This is a genomic window from Pseudomonas sp. ICBG1301, from assembly GCF_016918385.1.
GTDB lineage: Bacteria > Pseudomonadota > Gammaproteobacteria > Pseudomonadales > Pseudomonadaceae > Aquipseudomonas > Aquipseudomonas palleroniana.
In genome coordinates this window covers 78,518-95,291 of sequence record NZ_JAEKGB010000006.1, presented here as the reverse complement: position 1 = coordinate 95,291, position 16,774 = coordinate 78,518, and the positions used below count along the sequence as shown (strand labels likewise).

Here is a 16,774-nt window from a genome sequence, read left to right as displayed (position 1 = left end):
CCACTGCCGAGTCCGAGAGTCATGAGCCACGCCACCATCAGCCAGTCGATTTCCATCGTTCACCCGATCAGCCTCAGCCACGGCAAGAACGCCGAGGTGTGGGACACCACGGGCAAACGCTATATCGACTTTGTCGGCGGCATCGGTGTGCTCAACCTCGGCCATTGCCACCCAGGCGTGGTCGAGGCCATTCGGGAACAGGCCACGAAGCTGACGCACTACGCGTTCAACGCCGTGCCCCACGCGCCCTACCTCCAATTGATGGAACGCCTCAGCGCGTTCATTCCGGTGGGTTACCCGGTCAGCGGCATGCTCACCAACAGCGGCGCGGAAGCCGCTGAAAATGCCTTGAAGATCGTGCGCGGCGCCACCGGGCGCACGGTGGTCATCGCCTTTGACGGCGCCTTCCATGGCCGTACCCTGGCCACCCTCAACCTCAACGGCAAGGTCGCGCCCTACAAGCAAAAGGTCGGCGTACTGCCAGGCCCCGTGTATCACCTGCCCTACCCCAGCGCCGACAACGGCGTCACTTGCGCCGAAGCGCTGAAGGCCATGGACCGCTTGTTCAGCGTGGAAATCGATGTCAGTGACGTCGCCTGTTTCATCATCGAACCGGTGCAGGGCGAAGGCGGCTTCCTGGCCCTGGATATCGAGTTTGCCCAAGCCTTGCGGCGCTTCTGCGATACGAACCACATCCTGCTGATTGCCGATGAAATCCAGTCCGGCTTTGGTCGCACCGGCCAACGCTTTGCGTTCTCGCGACTGGGCATCGAACCGGACCTGATCCTGCTCGGCAAAAGCATCGCCGGCGGCGTGCCCTTGGGCGCCGTAGTCGGCCGTAAACCTTTGCTCGACAACCTGCCCAAGGGCGGCCTGGGCGGCACCTATTCCGGCAACCCCATCGCTTGCGCCGGCGCATTGGCTACCCTCGATGCAATGACGGATGCCCACCTCAAAACCTGGGGTTCACAGCAGGAAGAAGCCATCACCCGTCGTTACCACGCCTGGCGCACCCAGGGCCTGTGCGCGTACCTGGGCCGCATGACCGGCGTGGGGGCCATGCGCGGCATCGAGCTGGTCAATGCCGACGGCACGCCGGCCTCCAAACAACTGACCCAACTGCTGGAACTGGCGCGGGACGCGGGCTTGCTGCTGATGCCCAGCGGCAAGTCGCGGCACATCATCCGCCTGTTGGCACCACTGACCATCGAGCCTGCGGTGCTGGAGGAAGGCCTGGATATCCTGGAGGCGTGCCTGCGGCAGTTGGCCTAGTAAAGCGGAGGGTGACGTCGGTCCGGTCCCGAGGTGACCGTTGGTCTGTTCTGCGGACGAGTCGCGATAAGGGCATTGTGCTGCCTTGACCTGACTCCCCTGCCCCTTGAAAATGCGCGACGCTTTTTTGTCCCGCTTACTGAAGTAGTGAAATTTCAATGTCCGATTCGCACACCGAAGAATCCGTAGTCGCCTTGCACTCCAAAGCTGAATACGAAAACGCCATCAATCTTTCACAGCATGTGCCTGCCGCCAAGATCATCAGCGAGATGGTGTTGGACGCGTTCCACACCTCCAAGGAAAGCGACCAGATCCGCGAACTGCGCGTCGCTATCCGCCAGGCCCACGATGCCTTCGACGATGACAAAGCCTACGACCTGATGGGCCAGCTCAAGCAACTCAAGGACGCCGAAGCCGCCGACAATGCTGCGCTGGAAAACCTCAGCAGCCAGTTTTCGATCAGTCGCATTCTGTCCAGTTTCAAGGACGACCCCGAGTTTCAGGAACTGGTCTATGGCCTGGCCCTCAAGGTGCTGAACCAGAGCCACCAGGCCATCAGCAACCCAAGCGCCGGCAAGGGCAAGGCGGCCCGCGCCAAGAAAGAAGCCGAAGTGTTTGTGATCAGCAAAGACGGCATCAGCGTCACCCTGCCGCTGCGCACGCCACGCTCCAAACTGAACGTGGACCGCGAGGCGCTTGAGTTCCTCGGTTTTGCGTTCGTGGGCGAAGGCAGCGAAGCAGAACTGGAAAGCGAAACCTTCATCGACAACAGCGGCGTAGAGCAGCCGGTCACGCGCAAAAGCATCGTGACAGCCCTGCAACAGCAGAGCGCCTTTGACGGCTACGCCATCGCCGCGCAATAAGGGCGTTCAGCCTGTGGCGAGGGAGCTTGCTCCCGCTGGGCCGCGCAGCGGCCCCAGCTTTGGGTTTGAAAAGACTGGGCCTGCTTCGCAGTCCAACGGGAGCAAGCTCCCTCGCCACAGTCGCAGCGTTGCGCCTTTGGCCGACTAAGCGTTCATCACCTGCCCCGCGAACACTTCACGAAAGCGTTCCATCTCCTGCTGGGTGCCGACTGTCACCCGCACCCACTGCGGCCAGTTTTTCCAGACCCGCCCCACCATCACGTTCTGTGCCGCAAGCCGCTCGATGACGTGCTCGGCGGGCTGTTTCACGTCGATCATGAAGCAGTTGCTCTGCGAGACCGTGCAGGTGAAGCCGCGGGACTTGAGCCAGGCCAGCGTTTCCTCGCGCACCCGGGCATTGAGCGCCTTGCGCTGCGGCAGCAGCGTGACGTCTTCCAGGCTCGCCCGGGCGCCGAGCAAGGAGGACGCGGCCGGTACGTTATCGCCACCGAACACTGCCAGCCGCTCCAGCAACGCAGGGTGGCCGATTGCCAAGCCCAGCCGCGCGCCGGCCATGCCATAGATTTTTGAGAATGTGCGCAGCACCAGCAAATCGTCATGGTCCTTGACCCAGCTCACGCAACTGGGGGCATCGGAGAAATCGATATACGCCTCATCCACCACCAGCACGCAGCCTTCGGGTTTGTTTGCCAGCGCTTGGCGGATCGTCGCGCTGGGCGTCAGGGTGCCGGTCGGGTTGTTGGGGTTGCACAGGTAAAGCAGGCCCGCCTGGGGATCAGCGGCGAGCATGGCGGGCACATCATGGGCGTGCCTGGCATCGAGGTTCACTTCGTGCACCGGCGCCTTGTGCGATTCGGCAGCTTGGCGCGGCAGCTCGTAGGACGGCGTGGCCATCACCAGGCTGCGGGCTTCGCTGGTGAACGCCACCACGGCGTAGCGCAGTGCGGCCATGGAGCCGGCAAACACCGCCACATGGTCTTCCGGGATGGCCTGCTGCTGGGCGAACAAAGCGGCCAACGCGTACATGTCCGGGTAGGGATAACGCCCGGACGTCGCGATCCCACGCTGCATCGCCTCACGAGCAACGCCCGAGGGGCCGTAGGGGCTTTCGTTGTAGTTGAGCAATACCTTGTCAGACGCTGCCGCCGCCGGGCTGGCGAGCGCCCAATCCAGACGCCCGAGTATCGGCAGGGCCGCGCCGACGGCAAGAAGGGAACGACGACTCACGCTGACCATGGTAACGACTCCTCGTAGGCGGGGATGGATTCGCACAGCTCATACAGAGGAGTATGACGAGGAGAACACCGGCTGATTTAACCGGGCACTGGGCGATCAGCGCTCCAGGTAGTCGATGATGGGGTAGTTCGCACACAACGCCTGCACCTGCGAACGCAGCTGTTCGCTTACCGCAGGGTCCTGCCGGTAATCCTCCTCGCCCAGCGGTGTCACGCTGTCCAGCACCTGGCAAATCAGCGCGACAACCTGCCGGCAGCCGGGCGGGTCGATCATGCGTTGCGCCATGGAACCGGTTCCGATACACACGCCGCTGGTGACCCATGACGAGCGCGTCTCACCCGGCACGCGATGCTTGTTCACCAGCAGGCCGCAGCCCTCCAGCGCCGACTCCGCGATGGCGCCGGTCATCGCGCCGCGCAACCGGATCAGCACCGTGTGGTTTTCGCTTCGCCCACCCACGACGTCATAGTCATGCGCCTGAAAAGCGCGGGCCATTTCATCGGCAAGTGTACGAACCCGCTCCATGCAGGCGTCGAATGCCGGCGACTTGGCGTACCCCAGGGCAGCCGCTTTAGCCGCGATCATATTGACTGCCGGTGCCCCCTGCATGCGAGGAAAGACGGCCTGGTCGAGGACGCGGCTGAAGGTCGACTTCAAGCCGGGCACCTTGGTATTCGCATCGCGCCCGGACAGGATCAGCCCACCACGAGGGCCGCCCAATTGCTTGTGCGTGCAGGTAATGGTGACATGGGCTGCGTTGATCGGGTTGGGATGGCGTCCGGTCACGACCAGCCCGGCAATGTAGGAAATGTCAGCGAGCAGGATGGCGCCGGCCTCATCGGCAATCTCGCGAAACCGCTCGAAATCCACCACCCGCGAGTAAGCCTGCGCCCCACAGATGATAATGCGCGGACGATGCGCGAGGGCCAGGCTGCGCACCTGCGCGTAATCGATGAGGCCGTCGGCGGTGGTGCCGTAACGGATGGCTTTGTAATAGGCGCCCGTGAGTACAGCCGGGCTGCCGAGGGCGAGATCGCCGTCATGGTCGTGGGCCATGCCCAGTAAGGTATCGCCCGGTTCAAGCAGCGCTGAGAGGACTTGGGAGATCGCACTGGAGGCCGAGTGCGACTGCACGCCTGCGTAGTGGGCATCGAACAGTTCCAGCGCCCGGCGAATGGCCAGGGCTTCGACTCGGTCGACGTTCTCGCAGCCCGTACGATGACGCCTGCCCGGCATGCCTTCCGCCGTGACATTGACCAAGGCCGAGGCACTGGCCACCAGCGTATGCGGCTTGACGGCGCAGGATGAAGAGACCAGCGATAAGGTGCGGTGCTGTCGCGTGACTTCCGCATCGAGGATGCTCGCCAGCTCAAGGTCTTCAGCGTGCAGATCCGCCAGGCCACGACGCAGCAGGTCGGCCTGGTCTTTCAGTGGTGCGGTATTGAGTGCCATCAGTGCGGTTCCCTTCCAGGGTGTTGCGAGCCGATTCGTCCTGAACCGAGGCATTCAATTAAACAGAAATTTAAACATTTTCCCAATTAAATGTTCATTTCTGCGCGCACAGATGACGGCAAAGCAGCGAGGCAGAGCATGCGGGACTTTATTGTTGTGGCCGACGCGTGCAACACTCGCGACGCCGTGCAACTGGCGGTGTGGAAAACGGACGTTTATACCTAAAGGGAAGTGGTGAGCACGTGATACACAAACGGGAAAAAACCGAGCACTTGAAGAGCAACATCAAGTACTTGATCAAAAGCCGTGGCGAAACCCAGCTTTCGCTAAGCAGTGCCGCCGGCCTGACCAGGACCACCATCTACAACATCCTGGAAGGCAAGGTCGTCAACGTACAGCAGTCGACCATTCGCAAGATCTCCGACTTCTTCGGTATCTCCTACGACGAGATCGAGACCGTCGATTTCGAAGCCAAGGAAATCCTCGAGAGCAGTGTCTCCCCTCTGGGCAACATGAATCCCGCAGCCGTGCCGGTGCTCAAGGAAAGCCAGGTGATGCAGAACCTGGACAAGCGTATTGGCGAACTGGCCACGCGGTATCCGTTGACCTACTACTTCGGCACCTGCTGCAACCTGATCGGCGTGCGCCTGGAGCGCGGCATTCCCGGCATCAACGAAGCGGGTGATTTATTGATCGTGCAAAAAGGCACGTCGAGCCCCGGCAAGGAAAAGTTGGTGTACGACAGGGCCATCCGCAAGATGTTCATCACCCTTGACGCCTGTAGCGCTTCGGAACGCCTGTGCGTGATCGGCGACATCATCGAGGAGCGCTTCAATGACAACGTATGAAGCGAGCGTTGAAAACAGCAACTACAAGCTGCTGGGGTTTGAGAATGACAAGAGCCTGGCGATCATCATGGTGATTGCCACCGGCAAGGTCATCAAAATGAAACTGAGCGAAGTCATCAACAGCGAAATAATGGACAACCTGAACAAAATGGAAGTCAAGAACCTGTACAAGAAGTTCTATTCGCAGGGAGGCACGCTGACCGCCTATGACTTGAACGATCGTAACGAGAACTCCTGGATGATCTACATCATCCTCAACCTGCTGTTGTTCACCTTCTATATTTTTACCAGCATCGCCGCGACCAAACCCATTTACCTGGAGTCGCTGGGCATCATCGTCACGCCGGGCACCTTCCTGTATCCGCTGACCTTTCTGATCGTAGACCTGCTCAACGAGCAGTTCGGCCTGCGCCTGGCCAGAAGGGCCATTCTGTTTGCGTTTGCCAGTAACGCGATGATCATCATCCTGCTCTACGGCTCGACCTTCCTGCCGGGGCTGCCGGGCTGGAAACTGGATGGGCCGTACAACGACGTGATCATCCAAGTGTCCTCGGTACTGGTCGCCTCCTCGGTGTCGTTCCTGGTGTCCGAGAACATAAACTCGTACTTGCTGTGCAAGATCAAAGAGCTGACCAACTCCCAGTACCTGTACCTGCGCATCTTCCTCAGCACATTCTTCGCGGTCATCATCGACAGCTTCCTGTTTTGCTTCATCGCCTTCTACGGCGCGATGCAAACCAGCGATATCCTGAGCATGATCTATGTGCAGATCGCGATCAAAGTCGGCTTTGCCTTCTTCAATATCCTGCCTGCCTACGGTGCGCGCGCATTGTTCAAGCGCTGGATCACCGGCACCACGGCAACACTGTAACCTGTGGCGAGGGAGCTTGCTCCCGCTGGGTCGCGTAGCGGCCCCAGCTTTTGGTTTGAAAAGACTGGGCCTGCTACGCAGTCCAGCGGGAGCAAGCTCCCTCGCCACAGGTGAGCGGTTGCTCGCGGGAATTACTTAATTCAGCTGCAACTTCTGCTTCAGGCTCTGCATGACTTCAGCCTTGTTCTGCAGGTAGTCATTCAAGCCCCGTGCACGCAGGTTGCACGCGTCGCAGTTACCGCACCCCGTACCGATGATGCCGGTGTAGCAGGTCAGGGTCTGATGGCGCACCAGCTCCAACTGGTTGTGATAGTCGGCCAGTGCCCAGGTCTCGGCCTTGTTCAGCCACATCAACGGGGTGTCCAGGTGCAGCTTGTATTCCATGCCCAGTTCCAGCGCCTTGTTCAGCGCCTTGACGAACTCATCGCGGCAATCGGGGTAACCCGAGAAGTCGGTTTCGCAGACGCCGGTAATCACGGTTTCAGCCTTCACCTGGTAGGCGTAGATCGACGCCAGGGTCAGGAACAGAATATTGCGCCCCGGCACAAACGTACTCGGCAGGCTTTCGCCCGAGCTGTTCACGGTCGGCACCGGGATGTTGTCGCGGGTCAGGCTGCTGATGGCCAGTTCGCCGAGCAACGACACATCCATCACTTTGTGAACGGTGGCGCCCAACTGCTTCGCAAGCTGCTGGGCGACTTCAATTTCCGCTACATGGCGCTGGCCATAATCGAAGGTAATGCAGTGCACTTCGTCATACCGCGTCAAGGCCTGGATCAGACAGGTCGTCGAATCCTGCCCGCCACTGAAGACCACAACGGCTTTTTTACTCATCTCTGCGCTTCCTGCATTTGTAGAATGTGGGTGTAGGAGCGAGCTTGCTCGCGAAAAACGACAACGATAACGCAGCGAGTCCGGTTTGGCACGACGCCCTCAGGTTTTTCGCGGACACGCCAAAATATAAAAAACCCCGTGCTTCTTTCGAAGGCGGGGTTTTTCATTGCTCCAAGACTCAGTGTGCGTAGGTCAGCAACAGCTCTTTCGGTACTTGGAAATCCAGGGACATCATCACGCTCAGCGCGGTGATGGTGAAGATCGAGAACACGAACAGCTTGCGCGCCCAGACGGTGTCATCCACCGCCTTGTAACCGGTCCAGGCCATGTACAACCAGTACATGCCCATGGCGGCCGCAACGGCGAGGTAGCTCATGCCGGCGTAGCCACTGAAGGTCAACATCAAGGTCGCCAGGAGGAAGGCCAGGATGTAGAGCAGGATGTGTTTCTTGGCCACCTGGATGCCACGCTTGACCGGCAGAACCGGAATCGAGGCAGCCAGGTAGTCATTGAAGCGGAAAATCGCGATGGCGTAGGAATGCGGCATCTGCCACAGGCTGAACATCACCAGTAGCGTCAGCGCGGCCATGTCGAAGCTATTGGTCACAGCCACATAACCAATCACCGGCGGCATCGCCCCCGACAGACTGCCCACCAGCGTGCCGTGAACCGACTTGCGCTTGAGGTACAGGCTGTAGAGGCCGACGTAGATGACAAAGCCGATCACGGCAAACAGCGCCGCCAACGGGTTGGCCACCTTGTACAACAGGGCTACACCGGCAACACCCAGGACGGTCGCGTAGACCAGTGCCAGTTTCAGGGAAATAAGCCCCTGCACCAGCACGCGGTTCTTGGTGCGTTCCATCTTGATATCGATGTCACGGTCGATGCAGTTGTTGAAGACACAACCGGAAGCTACCACCAGGGACGTGCCGATCATTGCAGCCAGGAAGATGGCCAGATCGACATGTCCCTTGGAGGCCAGGAAGAAACCGCCCGCCACAGAAAGCACGTTACCGAAAATGATCCCCGGTTTGGTGATTTGGATAAAGTGCTTAAGCGACATCGGGTCTTACCTCACTTCGCCATCATGTAGGTGTGGATGCTGAACATGATCCACAGCGACAGACCAACCAGCAGAACGATCACCAGGCCTGCGAACACGAATGCAATCACGTTCTCACGCTGGGCCGCAGAGCGGTCCAGGTGCAGGAAGTACACCAGGTGAACCAGAACCTGAATCACCGCGAACGCCAGGACGATCATCAAGGTGATCGACTTCGGCAAGGTTGGGTACATCACCAGGCCGAACGGGATCAGGGTCAGGATGACCGACAGGATGAAGCCGATAGCGTAAGACTTGACGCTGCCGTGGCTTGCATCGTGGCTGTCATGGGAGTGTGCATTAGCCATTACAGAGTCCCCATCAGGTAGACAACGGTGAATACGCAGATCCAGACCACGTCCAGGAAGTGCCAGAACAGGCTCAGGCAGCTCAGGCGAGTCTTGTTGGTGTTGGTCAGGCCGTGCTTATTGACCTGATACATCATCACCGCCATCCACAGCAGACCTGCCGACACGTGCAGACCGTGGGTACCTACCAGCGTGAAGAACGCGGACAGGAAGCCGGAACGGTGCGGGCCGTAGCCTTCGGAGATCAGCAGATGGAACTCGTTGATCTCCATGCCGATGAAGCCCAGGCCGAACAGGAAGGTCAGTGCCAACCAGCTCAGTACGCCTTTCTTGTTGCCCTTGTAGAAGGCCAACATGGCGAAGCCGTAGGTGATCGAACTGAACAACAGCAAGGCGGTTTCGCCGAGCACGTAAGGCAGTTCGAAGATGTCGTGGCCCGACGGGCCACCGGCAGTGTTGTTTACCAGTACCGCGTACACCGCGAAGATCGACGCAAACAAGATGCAGTCGGTCATCAGGTAGAGCCAGAAACCGAAAACGGTCATCGGCCCCGAGTCGTGGTGATGGTCATCGTGCCCATGGTCATCGACATGGGCGTGTCCAGCATTGGTCACTAAGTTCGACATGGTTTAAGCCTGTTCCAACGAGGTTTCTACACGGTTGGCCGGAATCTTCTTCTCGGCTACCAGGCGAGCGTGCTGCTCGGCTTCGATGCGCTCGATCGTCTCGACCGGCACCATGTAGCCTTGATCATCACGGGCAGCGTGAATGATGAAGTAACCGATAGTGCCGACCAGGCTCACGATTGCCAGCCACCAGATGTGCCAGATCATCGCGAAACCGAATACGGTCAACAGGCCGCCCATCACCACGCCAGTGGCGGTGTTGCTTGGCATGTGGATCGGTTCGTAGTGCTTAGGCTTCTGGTACGCAGTACCGTTTTCCTTGGCTTCGGTGAACGCATCAATGGTGTTCGCAGTAGGGATCACGGCGAAGTTGTAGAACGGAGGTGGCGACGAGGTCGACCATTCCAGGGTGTGGCCGTTCCATGGGTCACCGGATTCGCACATGTTCTGCTTGCGATCACGCACGCTGACGTACAGCTGGATCAACTGGCAGGCGATACCCACGGCGATCATCAACGCACCGAACATGGCGACGTACAGGTACGGCACCCACTCAGGATTGGTAGTGGCGTTCAGACGACGGGTCATGCCCATGAAGCCCAGCGCATAGAGCGGCATGAATGCAACGAAGAAGCCCGAGATCCAGAACCAGAACGCAGCCTTGCCCCAGCCTTCGTGCAGCTTGAAGCCGAACGCTTTCGGGAAGTAGAAGGCGAAACCAGCGATGTAGCCGAATACCGCCCCACCGATGATCACGTTGTGGAAGTGAGCGATCACGAACAGGCTGTTGTGCAGTACGAAGTCAGCACCCGGAATGGCCAGCAGTACGCCGGTCATGCCGCCGATGGCGAAGGTCACCATGAAGCCCAGGGTCCACAGAACCTGGCTGGTCATGCGCAGACGACCGTGATAGATGGTGAACAGCCAGTTGAACAGCTTCACCCCCGTCGGGATGGAAATCAGCATCGTTGCCAGGCCGAAGAAGGCGTTGACGCTGGCACCCGAACCCATGGTGAAGAAGTGGTGCAGCCAAACCATGAAGCCCAGGATCGAGATCGCGCCGGAAGCGTAGACCATCGAGTGGTGACCGAACAGGCGCTTGCCGGTAAAGGTCGAGATCACTTCGGAGAAGATACCGAACGCCGGCAGGATCAGGATGTACACCTCAGGGTGACCCCATGCCCAGAACAGGTTCACGTACATCATTGGATTGCCACCAAGTTCGTTGGTGAAAATGTGGAAATCCAGGTAACGGTCAAGCGACAGCAGCGCCATGGTAGCGGCCAGGATCGGGAACGAAGCCACGATCAGGACGTTTGCCCAGGTGCAGGTCCAGGTGAAGATCGGCATGTCCATCAGTTTCATGCCAGGGGCGCGCATTTTCAGGACGGTGGCCAGGAAGTTGACCCCCGTTAGCGTCGTCCCGAGCCCTGATAGCTGTAGCGCCCAGATGTAGTAGTCCACACCCACGCCCGGACTGTACTGAATGCCCGACAATGGCGGATACGCAACCCAACCGGTCTTGGCGAATTCGCCGACGCCCAGGGAAACGTTGATCAGCACCACACCGGAAACCAGCAGCCAGAAGCTCAGGGAGTTCAGGAACGGGTAGGCAACGTCACGCGCACCGATCTGCAGCGGCAAGGCAAGGTTCATCAAGCCGGTGAAGAATGGCATCGCCATGAAGATGATCATGATCACACCGTGAGCGGTGAAGATCTGGTCATAGTGTTCAGGTGGCAGGTAGCCAGGCGAACCCTCGGTGGCCATGGCCAACTGGGTACGCATCATGATGGCGTCGGCAAAACCACGCAGCAGCATGACCATGGCAACGATGACGTACATGACGCCGATTTTCTTGTGGTCGACCGAAGTCAGCCATTCGGTCCACAGGTAGGACCACTTCTTGAAGTACGTGATACCTGCAACCAGTGCCAGACCACCCAGCGCGATCATGGCGATGGTCACCATCACGATCGGCTCGTGGAACGGGACCGCATCCCAACTTAATTTACCAAACATCGTTTACTCCTCTGCCCCAGCAGTTGAATGCGAGCCCGTGTCAGCACCTTCAACCACGGCCACTTCTTTCTTCTCGTGCTTGACCGGCTTGCCTGGCTTCATACCTTCGTACTTGTCGACGATTTTCTGAAACAGGTTCGGCTCATACGCGGAGTACAGAGCGACTGGGTTGTTCTGGCTTGGTTTGGCCAGGGCGTCGTATTCAGCTTGATCAAGCTGTTTAGGTGCGGCCTTGACTTCGGCTACCCAGGCGTTGAAATCTTCCTGGCTCGTCGAGATCGCTTTGAATTTCATGCCGGTGAAGCCAGCACCGCTGTAGTTGGCGGAGATGCCTTCCATTTCAGCTTTCTGGTTGGCGATCAGGTGCAGCTTGGTCTGCATGCCTGCCATCGCGTAGATCTGACCGCCCAGGGCTGGGATGAAGAACGAGTTCATCACGGCGTCGGAGGTGATCTTGAAGTTAACCGGGGTGTGCTCCGGGAATACGATCTTGTTGACGGTGGCGATACCCAGGTCCGGGTAGATGAACAGCCACTTCCAGTCCAGCGCGACCACTTCGATGTTGATCGGCTTGGCGTCGGATTCCAGCGGACGGTATGGGTCCAGTGCGTGGGTGGACTTGTAGGTCACATAACCCAGGGCAATGATGATGAGGATCGGGACCAGCCACACCGCGATTTCGATCTTGGTGGAGTGCGACCACTTCGGCGCGTAGGTGGCGCTGGTGTTCGACGCGCGGTATTTCCAGGCGAAGGCGAAGGTCATGATGATCACAGGAACCACGACCAGCAGCATCAGCAGGGTGGCGGTGATGATCAGGTTTCGTTCATCCAGACCGACCTGTCCTTTTGGGTCGAGCAAGGTCCACTTGCAGCCTCCCAGCATTAACAACATGCCAAGCAGCGGCAAAAAGCCTAGTAATCGGGGGTACCTGTTTTTACTCATCTCACGACCTCTAAAGCAGCTTGCGCAATGCAGTTGGGTTTTGATCGCCAACACTTCACCCTGCCAAGGGTTGGCATTTCTCTTCGATTGAATAAGAGCCTGCCCATCACGTCATATATGTACGTTTCACGGACCTGCAGTGAGTTCTTATTCGATTTCGTGGTTAAAGGCCTTGTTACAGACCAATTCCATTTGGTGCGGATAGTTGAAAGGCTGCCGGAACCTGGGGTCGCACAGAGCCTTCCATCTGCTCCTCGACCGCTCCAATGCTCAAATATTGAACAGCACCGGACATTCAGTGCGGGCGATTGTAGTTAGCTAGCGATGTATAAACCATGTCTTATAAAGAAATAATTTTTATCGATTACAGCAATAATCCTTCACCATTCTTGCAACGGTTCGCGATCTTATCGCGTTCGATTCTCAACAAAAACCACAAAAATTGCCGTGTTATTGGGCAAAGGGCCACATCCCTTACAGCCTGTAAGGGCATGTCAAACGCGGGCAAGTGCCCATAAAACAAGGCATTCGCAGACTGCTCCGGCACTGGAACGCTACAGGCTTTGCGCGGTCTCACACACCACGAACTGACAGCACAATTTGCGCGTTTGGCGCAAATTTAATGGCCCGTGGCACGGCTCGGAAACGTCCTGCGACAGCCTCCGTGTGACAACATGTCGCACACTGCGCGCACCTGAAATTGCTCCTTGTCACGGCAGTTTCACAAAATCCCTACAAAGCAAAACGCCCCGGCCTTCCTTCAAGAAGGACCGGGGCGTTTTCGTCAGCGACTCAGTGGTTGCGTTGACGGTTACGGTAAATGCCCAGAGGCACCAGGATCACCGTCAGCACGAACGCCACCAGTGCCCATTGCGCCAGGGACAGGCCGAGGATCGGCGGGTACGGTGTGCTGCAAAAGCCATCGACCTGGAAACCCAGCGGGAACACCTTGGCCAGCGGCAGTTCATCGACAATCGGCTGCAATACATCTACACCGCAGCTGACCTCGGGGAACAGCTGGGTATACACATGATGCCCCGCGGCGGCGACGCCACCCAGCGCGCTGAGTACGACCAACCCTTCGAAGAACGTGAGCGCGCCCTTGGTACGCATGGCTGCACCGATGAACGCGAACACCGCGATCAACAGCAAGGCATAGCGTTGCAGGATGCACAGCGGGCACGGCGCCTCGCCCAGCACCACTTGCATGTACAGCGCCCCGCCGATCAGCGCCAGGCAGATGATGCCCAGCAACACCAGAAAGCGTCGCTCCCTGCCTAAACGCAATTCGTCACTCATCCCCGTTTCCCTTTGTCGTTGTGCCAATGGCCGCAAGTTTACACACAGGGAGTGGTTTAAACAGACAAGGGTTAACAGCAGATTAATCTGGGCAAATAGAGATCCAAATGTGGGAGGAGCTTGCCCCCTCCCACACATTGAACAGCGTTGTTCCCGCGAAATTATTCCAGCGCCGCCGCCGGGCCGAAGAATTCATAGCGGCTTTGCTTCTCCGGCACACCCAATGCCTTGAGGTGGCGCTTGATCGCCGCCATGAAACCTTTAGGCCCCAGGAAGTAGGCATCCACATCACGCTGCTCAGGCAACCACGCCGCCAGTTGCTCGCGGGTCAGCATGCCGACTTTGTCCGCCGCCGCGCTCACGCCGTCATCCTCGGCATAGCAGTAAAAGCGCTTGAGCTGGGGATGTTGGGCAGCCAGGCCATCCACCCAGTCGCGAAACGCATGCACCCCGCCGTTACGCGCACAGTGAATGAAATGCACCGGCCGCGCTGTCGCCAGGGCCGCTTCGAGCATCGGCAAGGTCGGTGTGATACCCACCCCGCCGCTGATCAGCACCAGCGGCTTGTCGCTGGCCGCCAGGGTGAACTCACCCGCCGGCGGGAACAGCTCGATAGTCGCGCCGACGTGCATCTGGTCATGCAGGTAATTGGAGACCCGCCCATTGGCTTCACGCTTGACGCTGATGCGGTACAGGCCCTTATCGGTCAGGGCCGAAAGGGAGTAGTTGCGGCGCACTTCCTCGCCGTCGAGCAACAGCTTCATGCCGATGTATTGCCCAGGTGCGGCCGCCAGGATCGGGCCGTTATCCGCCGGGGCGAAATAGAAGGAGCTGATCTCATCGCTCTCCTCCACCCGTTTGACCAGGATAAACGGCCGCGCACCGCGCCAGCCGCCCGGGGCCTGGGCTTTCTCGTCGTAGATGGCGGCTTCGGCGCCGATCAGGATGTCCGCCAACTGGCCATAAGCCGCACCCCAGGCACTGAGCACTTCAGGGGTGGCGATCTCGCTGCCCAGCACCTCGGCGATGGCGCGCAGCAAGCAGCCACCGACGATCGGGTAGTGTTCCGGCAGAATCTGCAAGGCCACATGCTTGTTGATGATCTTCGCCACCAGGTCGCCCAGTTGGTCCAACTGGTCGATATGCCGCGCGTACATCAACACGCCGTTGGCCAGGGCCCGAGGCTGGTCGCCACTGGCTTGGTGGGCCTGGTTGAACAATGGGCGAACCTGCGGGTATTCGCTGAGCATCATGCGATAGAAATGCGTGATCAGGGCTTCGCCGCCGCTTTCCAGCAGGGGCACAGTGGATTTGACGATGGCACGGTCTTGGGCACTAAGCATGGCTGACTCCTGGGTCTTTTTACTGATTGCCCTTACCTACTCAGTATTCGTGCCAACTTTTTATTGGTTATTTTTCAATGAGTTAAATATTTTGTAGTCAGTATGACCTCCTACAACTTATAGTCATAAGGACTACAAGGAGTCATTATGACTGCGCAATCGTTGCTCACGACCCTGCTGCCTCTGGTCGCCGACTTATCCCGCGAGTTGCCTGAGGGCGAGCGCTACCGCCGCTTGCTACAAGCCATGCGCGCCCTGCTGCCGTGCGATGCCGCCGCGTTGCTGCGCCTGGACGGCGAATGGCTGGTGCCCTTGGCAGTCGACGGTTTGAGCCCCGATACCCTCGGGCGGCGTTTCAAGGTCAGCGAACACCCGCGCTTTGCCGTGCTGTTGAGCAGCCCCGGCCCGACCCGCTTCGACAGCGACAGCGAACTGCCCGACCCTTACGACGGCCTGGTCGATGGCGTGCATGGGCATCTGCAAGTGCACGACTGCATGGGATGCCCGCTGTTTGTCGACGATCACCCCTGGGGCCTGCTGACCCTCGACGCCCTGGACACCGAGCGCTTCGAGCGCGTCGAACTGGCTGCCCTACAAGCCTTCGCCAGCCTCGCGGCCGCCACCGTCAACGTCGCCGCACGTATCGAACACCTGGCCCTGCGTGCCGAAGATGAGCACCAGCGCGCCGAGATTTATCGCCAGGCCAGCGGCCAGCAGCACAAGGAAATGATCGGCCAGAGCAAGGCCCACAAGCGCCTGGAGGAGGAAATCAAGCTGGTGGGCAGCAGCGACCTGACCGTGCTGATCACCGGCGAAACCGGGGTGGGCAAGGAATTGGTCGCGCAAGCCCTCCACGCCGCTTCGCACCGCGCCGAAAAACCGCTGATCAGCCTCAACTGCGCGGCGCTGCCGGAGACGCTGGTGGAGAGCGAACTGTTCGGCCATGTGCGCGGTGCCTTCACCGGCGCGTTGAACGAGCGCCGGGGCAAGTTCGAGCTGGCCAATGGCGGCACCTTGTTTCTGGACGAAGTGGGCGAATTGTCACTGACAGTACAAGCCAAACTGCTGCGCGTACTGCAGAGCGGCCAGTTGCAGCGCCTGGGCTCGGACAAAGAGCACCAGGTGGATGTGCGCCTGATCGCCGCCACCAACCGCGACCTGGCCGAAGAAGTGCGCAATGGCCGTTACCGCGCCGACTTTTACCACCGTCTGAGCGTATACCCGCTACAAGTACCGGCGTTGCGCGAACGTGGCCGCGATGTGCTGCTGTTGGCGGGGTTCTTCCTGGAGCAGAACCGCTCGCGCATGGGCCTGGGCAGCCTGCGCCTGAGCAGCGACGCGCAAGCGGCGCTGTTGGCCTACAACTGGCCGGGCAATGTACGCGAGCTGGAGCATTTGATCGGACGCAGCACCCTGAAGGCCTTGGGCAACTGTCGCGAACGCCCGAAGATCCTGAGCCTGAGTGCCCAGGACCTGGACTTGCCCGACATCAGCACGTCGCCTGAGGTCGAAACGCCACCCGCACCGGCCCCCACGGTGACTGGCGACCTGCGCCAGGCCACCGAGCATTATCAGCGCCAGCTGATCAGCGCCTGCCTGGAGCGCCACCAGCACAACTGGGCCGGCGCCGCCCGCGAACTGGGCCTGGACCGCGCCAACCTGGGCCGCCTGGCCAAACGCCTGGGCCTCAAACCGTAGTGAGCGGGCTTGCCCCGCGCTGGGGGGCGAAGCCGCCCCAACAAAGACGCCG

General features: G+C 59.4%; 15 protein-coding genes. 5 read left to right on the top strand and 10 right to left on the bottom strand.

Annotation, left to right across the window (positions count from 1 at the left end):
• Positions 1-21 precede the first annotated feature (21 nt).
• Both JBE38_RS15740 and JBE38_RS15735 read left to right on the top strand, forming a co-directional pair.
• The gene (locus JBE38_RS15740; RefSeq protein WP_205344628.1) at positions 22-1,272 is read left to right on the top strand and encodes a 2-aminoadipate transaminase; all 1,251 of its coding nucleotides are present in this window, start codon (positions 22-24) and stop codon (positions 1,270-1,272) included.
• 158 nt (positions 1,273-1,430) lie between these two features.
• The gene (locus JBE38_RS15735) at positions 1,431-2,135 is read left to right on the top strand and encodes a hypothetical protein (protein WP_060754358.1); all 705 of its coding nucleotides are present in this window, start codon (positions 1,431-1,433) and stop codon (positions 2,133-2,135) included.
• 144 nt (positions 2,136-2,279) lie between these two features.
• Here JBE38_RS15735 and ptaA read toward each other — a convergent pair whose 3' ends face one another.
• Entirely contained in the window at positions 2,280-3,371 is a 1,092-nt protein-coding gene (ptaA, locus tag JBE38_RS15730) for a pyoverdine biosynthesis transaminase PtaA (protein ID WP_205344627.1), read from the bottom strand.
• A gap of 96 nt (positions 3,372-3,467) precedes the next feature.
• Positions 3,468-4,823, bottom strand: coding sequence for a serine hydroxymethyltransferase (locus tag JBE38_RS15725; protein WP_205344626.1), 1,356 nt, complete (start codon positions 4,821-4,823; stop codon positions 3,468-3,470).
• Between the two features lie 242 nt (positions 4,824-5,065).
• Here JBE38_RS15725 and JBE38_RS15720 point away from each other — a divergent pair, with 242 nt between their 5' ends.
• Both JBE38_RS15720 and JBE38_RS15715 read left to right on the top strand, forming a co-directional pair.
• Positions 5,066-5,671: a helix-turn-helix transcriptional regulator gene (locus JBE38_RS15720; protein WP_090368635.1), complete on the top strand. Its 606-nt coding sequence runs from the start codon at positions 5,066-5,068 to the stop codon at positions 5,669-5,671.
• A complete protein-coding gene (locus JBE38_RS15715) occupies positions 5,658-6,542 on the top strand; it encodes a queuosine precursor transporter (protein WP_060754361.1) in 885 nt (294 codons plus the stop codon). The genes JBE38_RS15720 and JBE38_RS15715 overlap by 14 nt, the downstream gene beginning before the upstream one ends.
• A gap of 135 nt (positions 6,543-6,677) precedes the next feature.
• On the opposite strand, the gene queC is transcribed toward JBE38_RS15715, so the two are convergent.
• From queC to hmpA, 8 genes are all read right to left on the bottom strand, one after another.
• Positions 6,678-7,376 carry a 7-cyano-7-deazaguanine synthase QueC gene (queC, locus tag JBE38_RS15710; protein ID WP_205344625.1) on the bottom strand — a complete coding sequence of 233 codons (699 nt, stop codon included), beginning with the start codon at positions 7,374-7,376 and terminating at the stop codon, positions 6,678-6,680.
• Between the two features lie 178 nt (positions 7,377-7,554).
• Positions 7,555-8,442, bottom strand: coding sequence for a heme o synthase (cyoE, locus tag JBE38_RS15705; protein WP_060754363.1), 888 nt, complete (start codon positions 8,440-8,442; stop codon positions 7,555-7,557).
• A gap of 11 nt (positions 8,443-8,453) precedes the next feature.
• Positions 8,454-8,789, bottom strand: coding sequence for a cytochrome o ubiquinol oxidase subunit IV (gene cyoD, locus JBE38_RS15700; RefSeq protein WP_060754364.1), 336 nt, complete (start codon positions 8,787-8,789; stop codon positions 8,454-8,456).
• On the bottom strand, positions 8,789-9,415 hold the full coding sequence (locus JBE38_RS15695; RefSeq protein ID WP_060754365.1) for a cytochrome o ubiquinol oxidase subunit III: 627 nt from the start codon (positions 9,413-9,415) through the stop codon (positions 8,789-8,791). The genes cyoD and JBE38_RS15695 overlap by 1 nt, the downstream gene beginning before the upstream one ends.
• 3 nt (positions 9,416-9,418) lie before the next feature.
• Positions 9,419-11,437, bottom strand: a complete 2,019-nt coding sequence (gene cyoB / locus JBE38_RS15690) for a cytochrome o ubiquinol oxidase subunit I (RefSeq protein ID WP_090368629.1) — start codon at positions 11,435-11,437, stop codon at positions 9,419-9,421.
• Positions 11,438-11,440: 3 nt separating this feature from the next.
• Positions 11,441-12,382: a ubiquinol oxidase subunit II gene (gene cyoA, locus JBE38_RS15685; protein WP_090368627.1), complete on the bottom strand. Its 942-nt coding sequence runs from the start codon at positions 12,380-12,382 to the stop codon at positions 11,441-11,443.
• 792 nt (positions 12,383-13,174) lie between these two features.
• On the bottom strand, positions 13,175-13,681 hold the full coding sequence (locus JBE38_RS15680; RefSeq protein WP_060754368.1) for a disulfide bond formation protein B: 507 nt from the start codon (positions 13,679-13,681) through the stop codon (positions 13,175-13,177).
• Between the two features lie 161 nt (positions 13,682-13,842).
• Positions 13,843-15,024, bottom strand: coding sequence for an NO-inducible flavohemoprotein (hmpA, locus tag JBE38_RS15675; protein ID WP_060754369.1), 1,182 nt, complete (start codon positions 15,022-15,024; stop codon positions 13,843-13,845).
• 147 nt (positions 15,025-15,171) lie between these two features.
• On the opposite strand from hmpA, the gene norR reads away from it, so the two are divergent.
• Complete coding sequence (norR, locus tag JBE38_RS15670) at positions 15,172-16,722, top strand: nitric oxide reductase transcriptional regulator NorR (protein WP_205344624.1); 1,551 nt, start codon at positions 15,172-15,174, stop codon at positions 16,720-16,722.
• Positions 16,723-16,774: the final 52 nt, after the last annotated feature.

Bases quoted from the DNA above. Each gene is read 5' to 3' on its own strand.
- JBE38_RS15735 (WP_060754358.1), top strand. From the start codon at position 1,431: ATGTCCGATTCGCACACCGAAGAATCCGTAGTCGCCTTGCACTCCAAA.
- norR (WP_205344624.1), top strand. From the start codon at position 15,172: ATGACTGCGCAATCGTTGCTCACGACCCTGCTGCCTCTGGTCGCCGAC.
- JBE38_RS15715 (WP_060754361.1), top strand. From the start codon at position 5,658: ATGACAACGTATGAAGCGAGCGTTGAAAACAGCAACTACAAGCTGCTG.
- JBE38_RS15695 (WP_060754365.1), bottom strand. From the start codon at position 9,415: ATGTCGAACTTAGTGACCAATGCTGGACACGCCCATGTCGATGACCAT.
- cyoD (WP_060754364.1), bottom strand. From the start codon at position 8,789: ATGGCTAATGCACACTCCCATGACAGCCACGATGCAAGCCACGGCAGC.
- JBE38_RS15725 (WP_205344626.1), bottom strand. From the start codon at position 4,823: ATGGCACTCAATACCGCACCACTGAAAGACCAGGCCGACCTGCTGCGT.
- hmpA (WP_060754369.1), bottom strand. From the start codon at position 15,024: ATGCTTAGTGCCCAAGACCGTGCCATCGTCAAATCCACTGTGCCCCTG.
- cyoA (WP_090368627.1), bottom strand. From the start codon at position 12,382: ATGAGTAAAAACAGGTACCCCCGATTACTAGGCTTTTTGCCGCTGCTT.
- cyoE (WP_060754363.1), bottom strand. From the start codon at position 8,442: ATGTCGCTTAAGCACTTTATCCAAATCACCAAACCGGGGATCATTTTC.
- JBE38_RS15740 (WP_205344628.1), top strand. From the start codon at position 22: ATGAGCCACGCCACCATCAGCCAGTCGATTTCCATCGTTCACCCGATC.
- JBE38_RS15680 (WP_060754368.1), bottom strand. From the start codon at position 13,681: ATGAGTGACGAATTGCGTTTAGGCAGGGAGCGACGCTTTCTGGTGTTG.
- ptaA (WP_205344627.1), bottom strand. From the start codon at position 3,371: ATGGTCAGCGTGAGTCGTCGTTCCCTTCTTGCCGTCGGCGCGGCCCTG.
- queC (WP_205344625.1), bottom strand. From the start codon at position 7,376: ATGAGTAAAAAAGCCGTTGTGGTCTTCAGTGGCGGGCAGGATTCGACG.
- cyoB (WP_090368629.1), bottom strand. From the start codon at position 11,437: ATGTTTGGTAAATTAAGTTGGGATGCGGTCCCGTTCCACGAGCCGATC.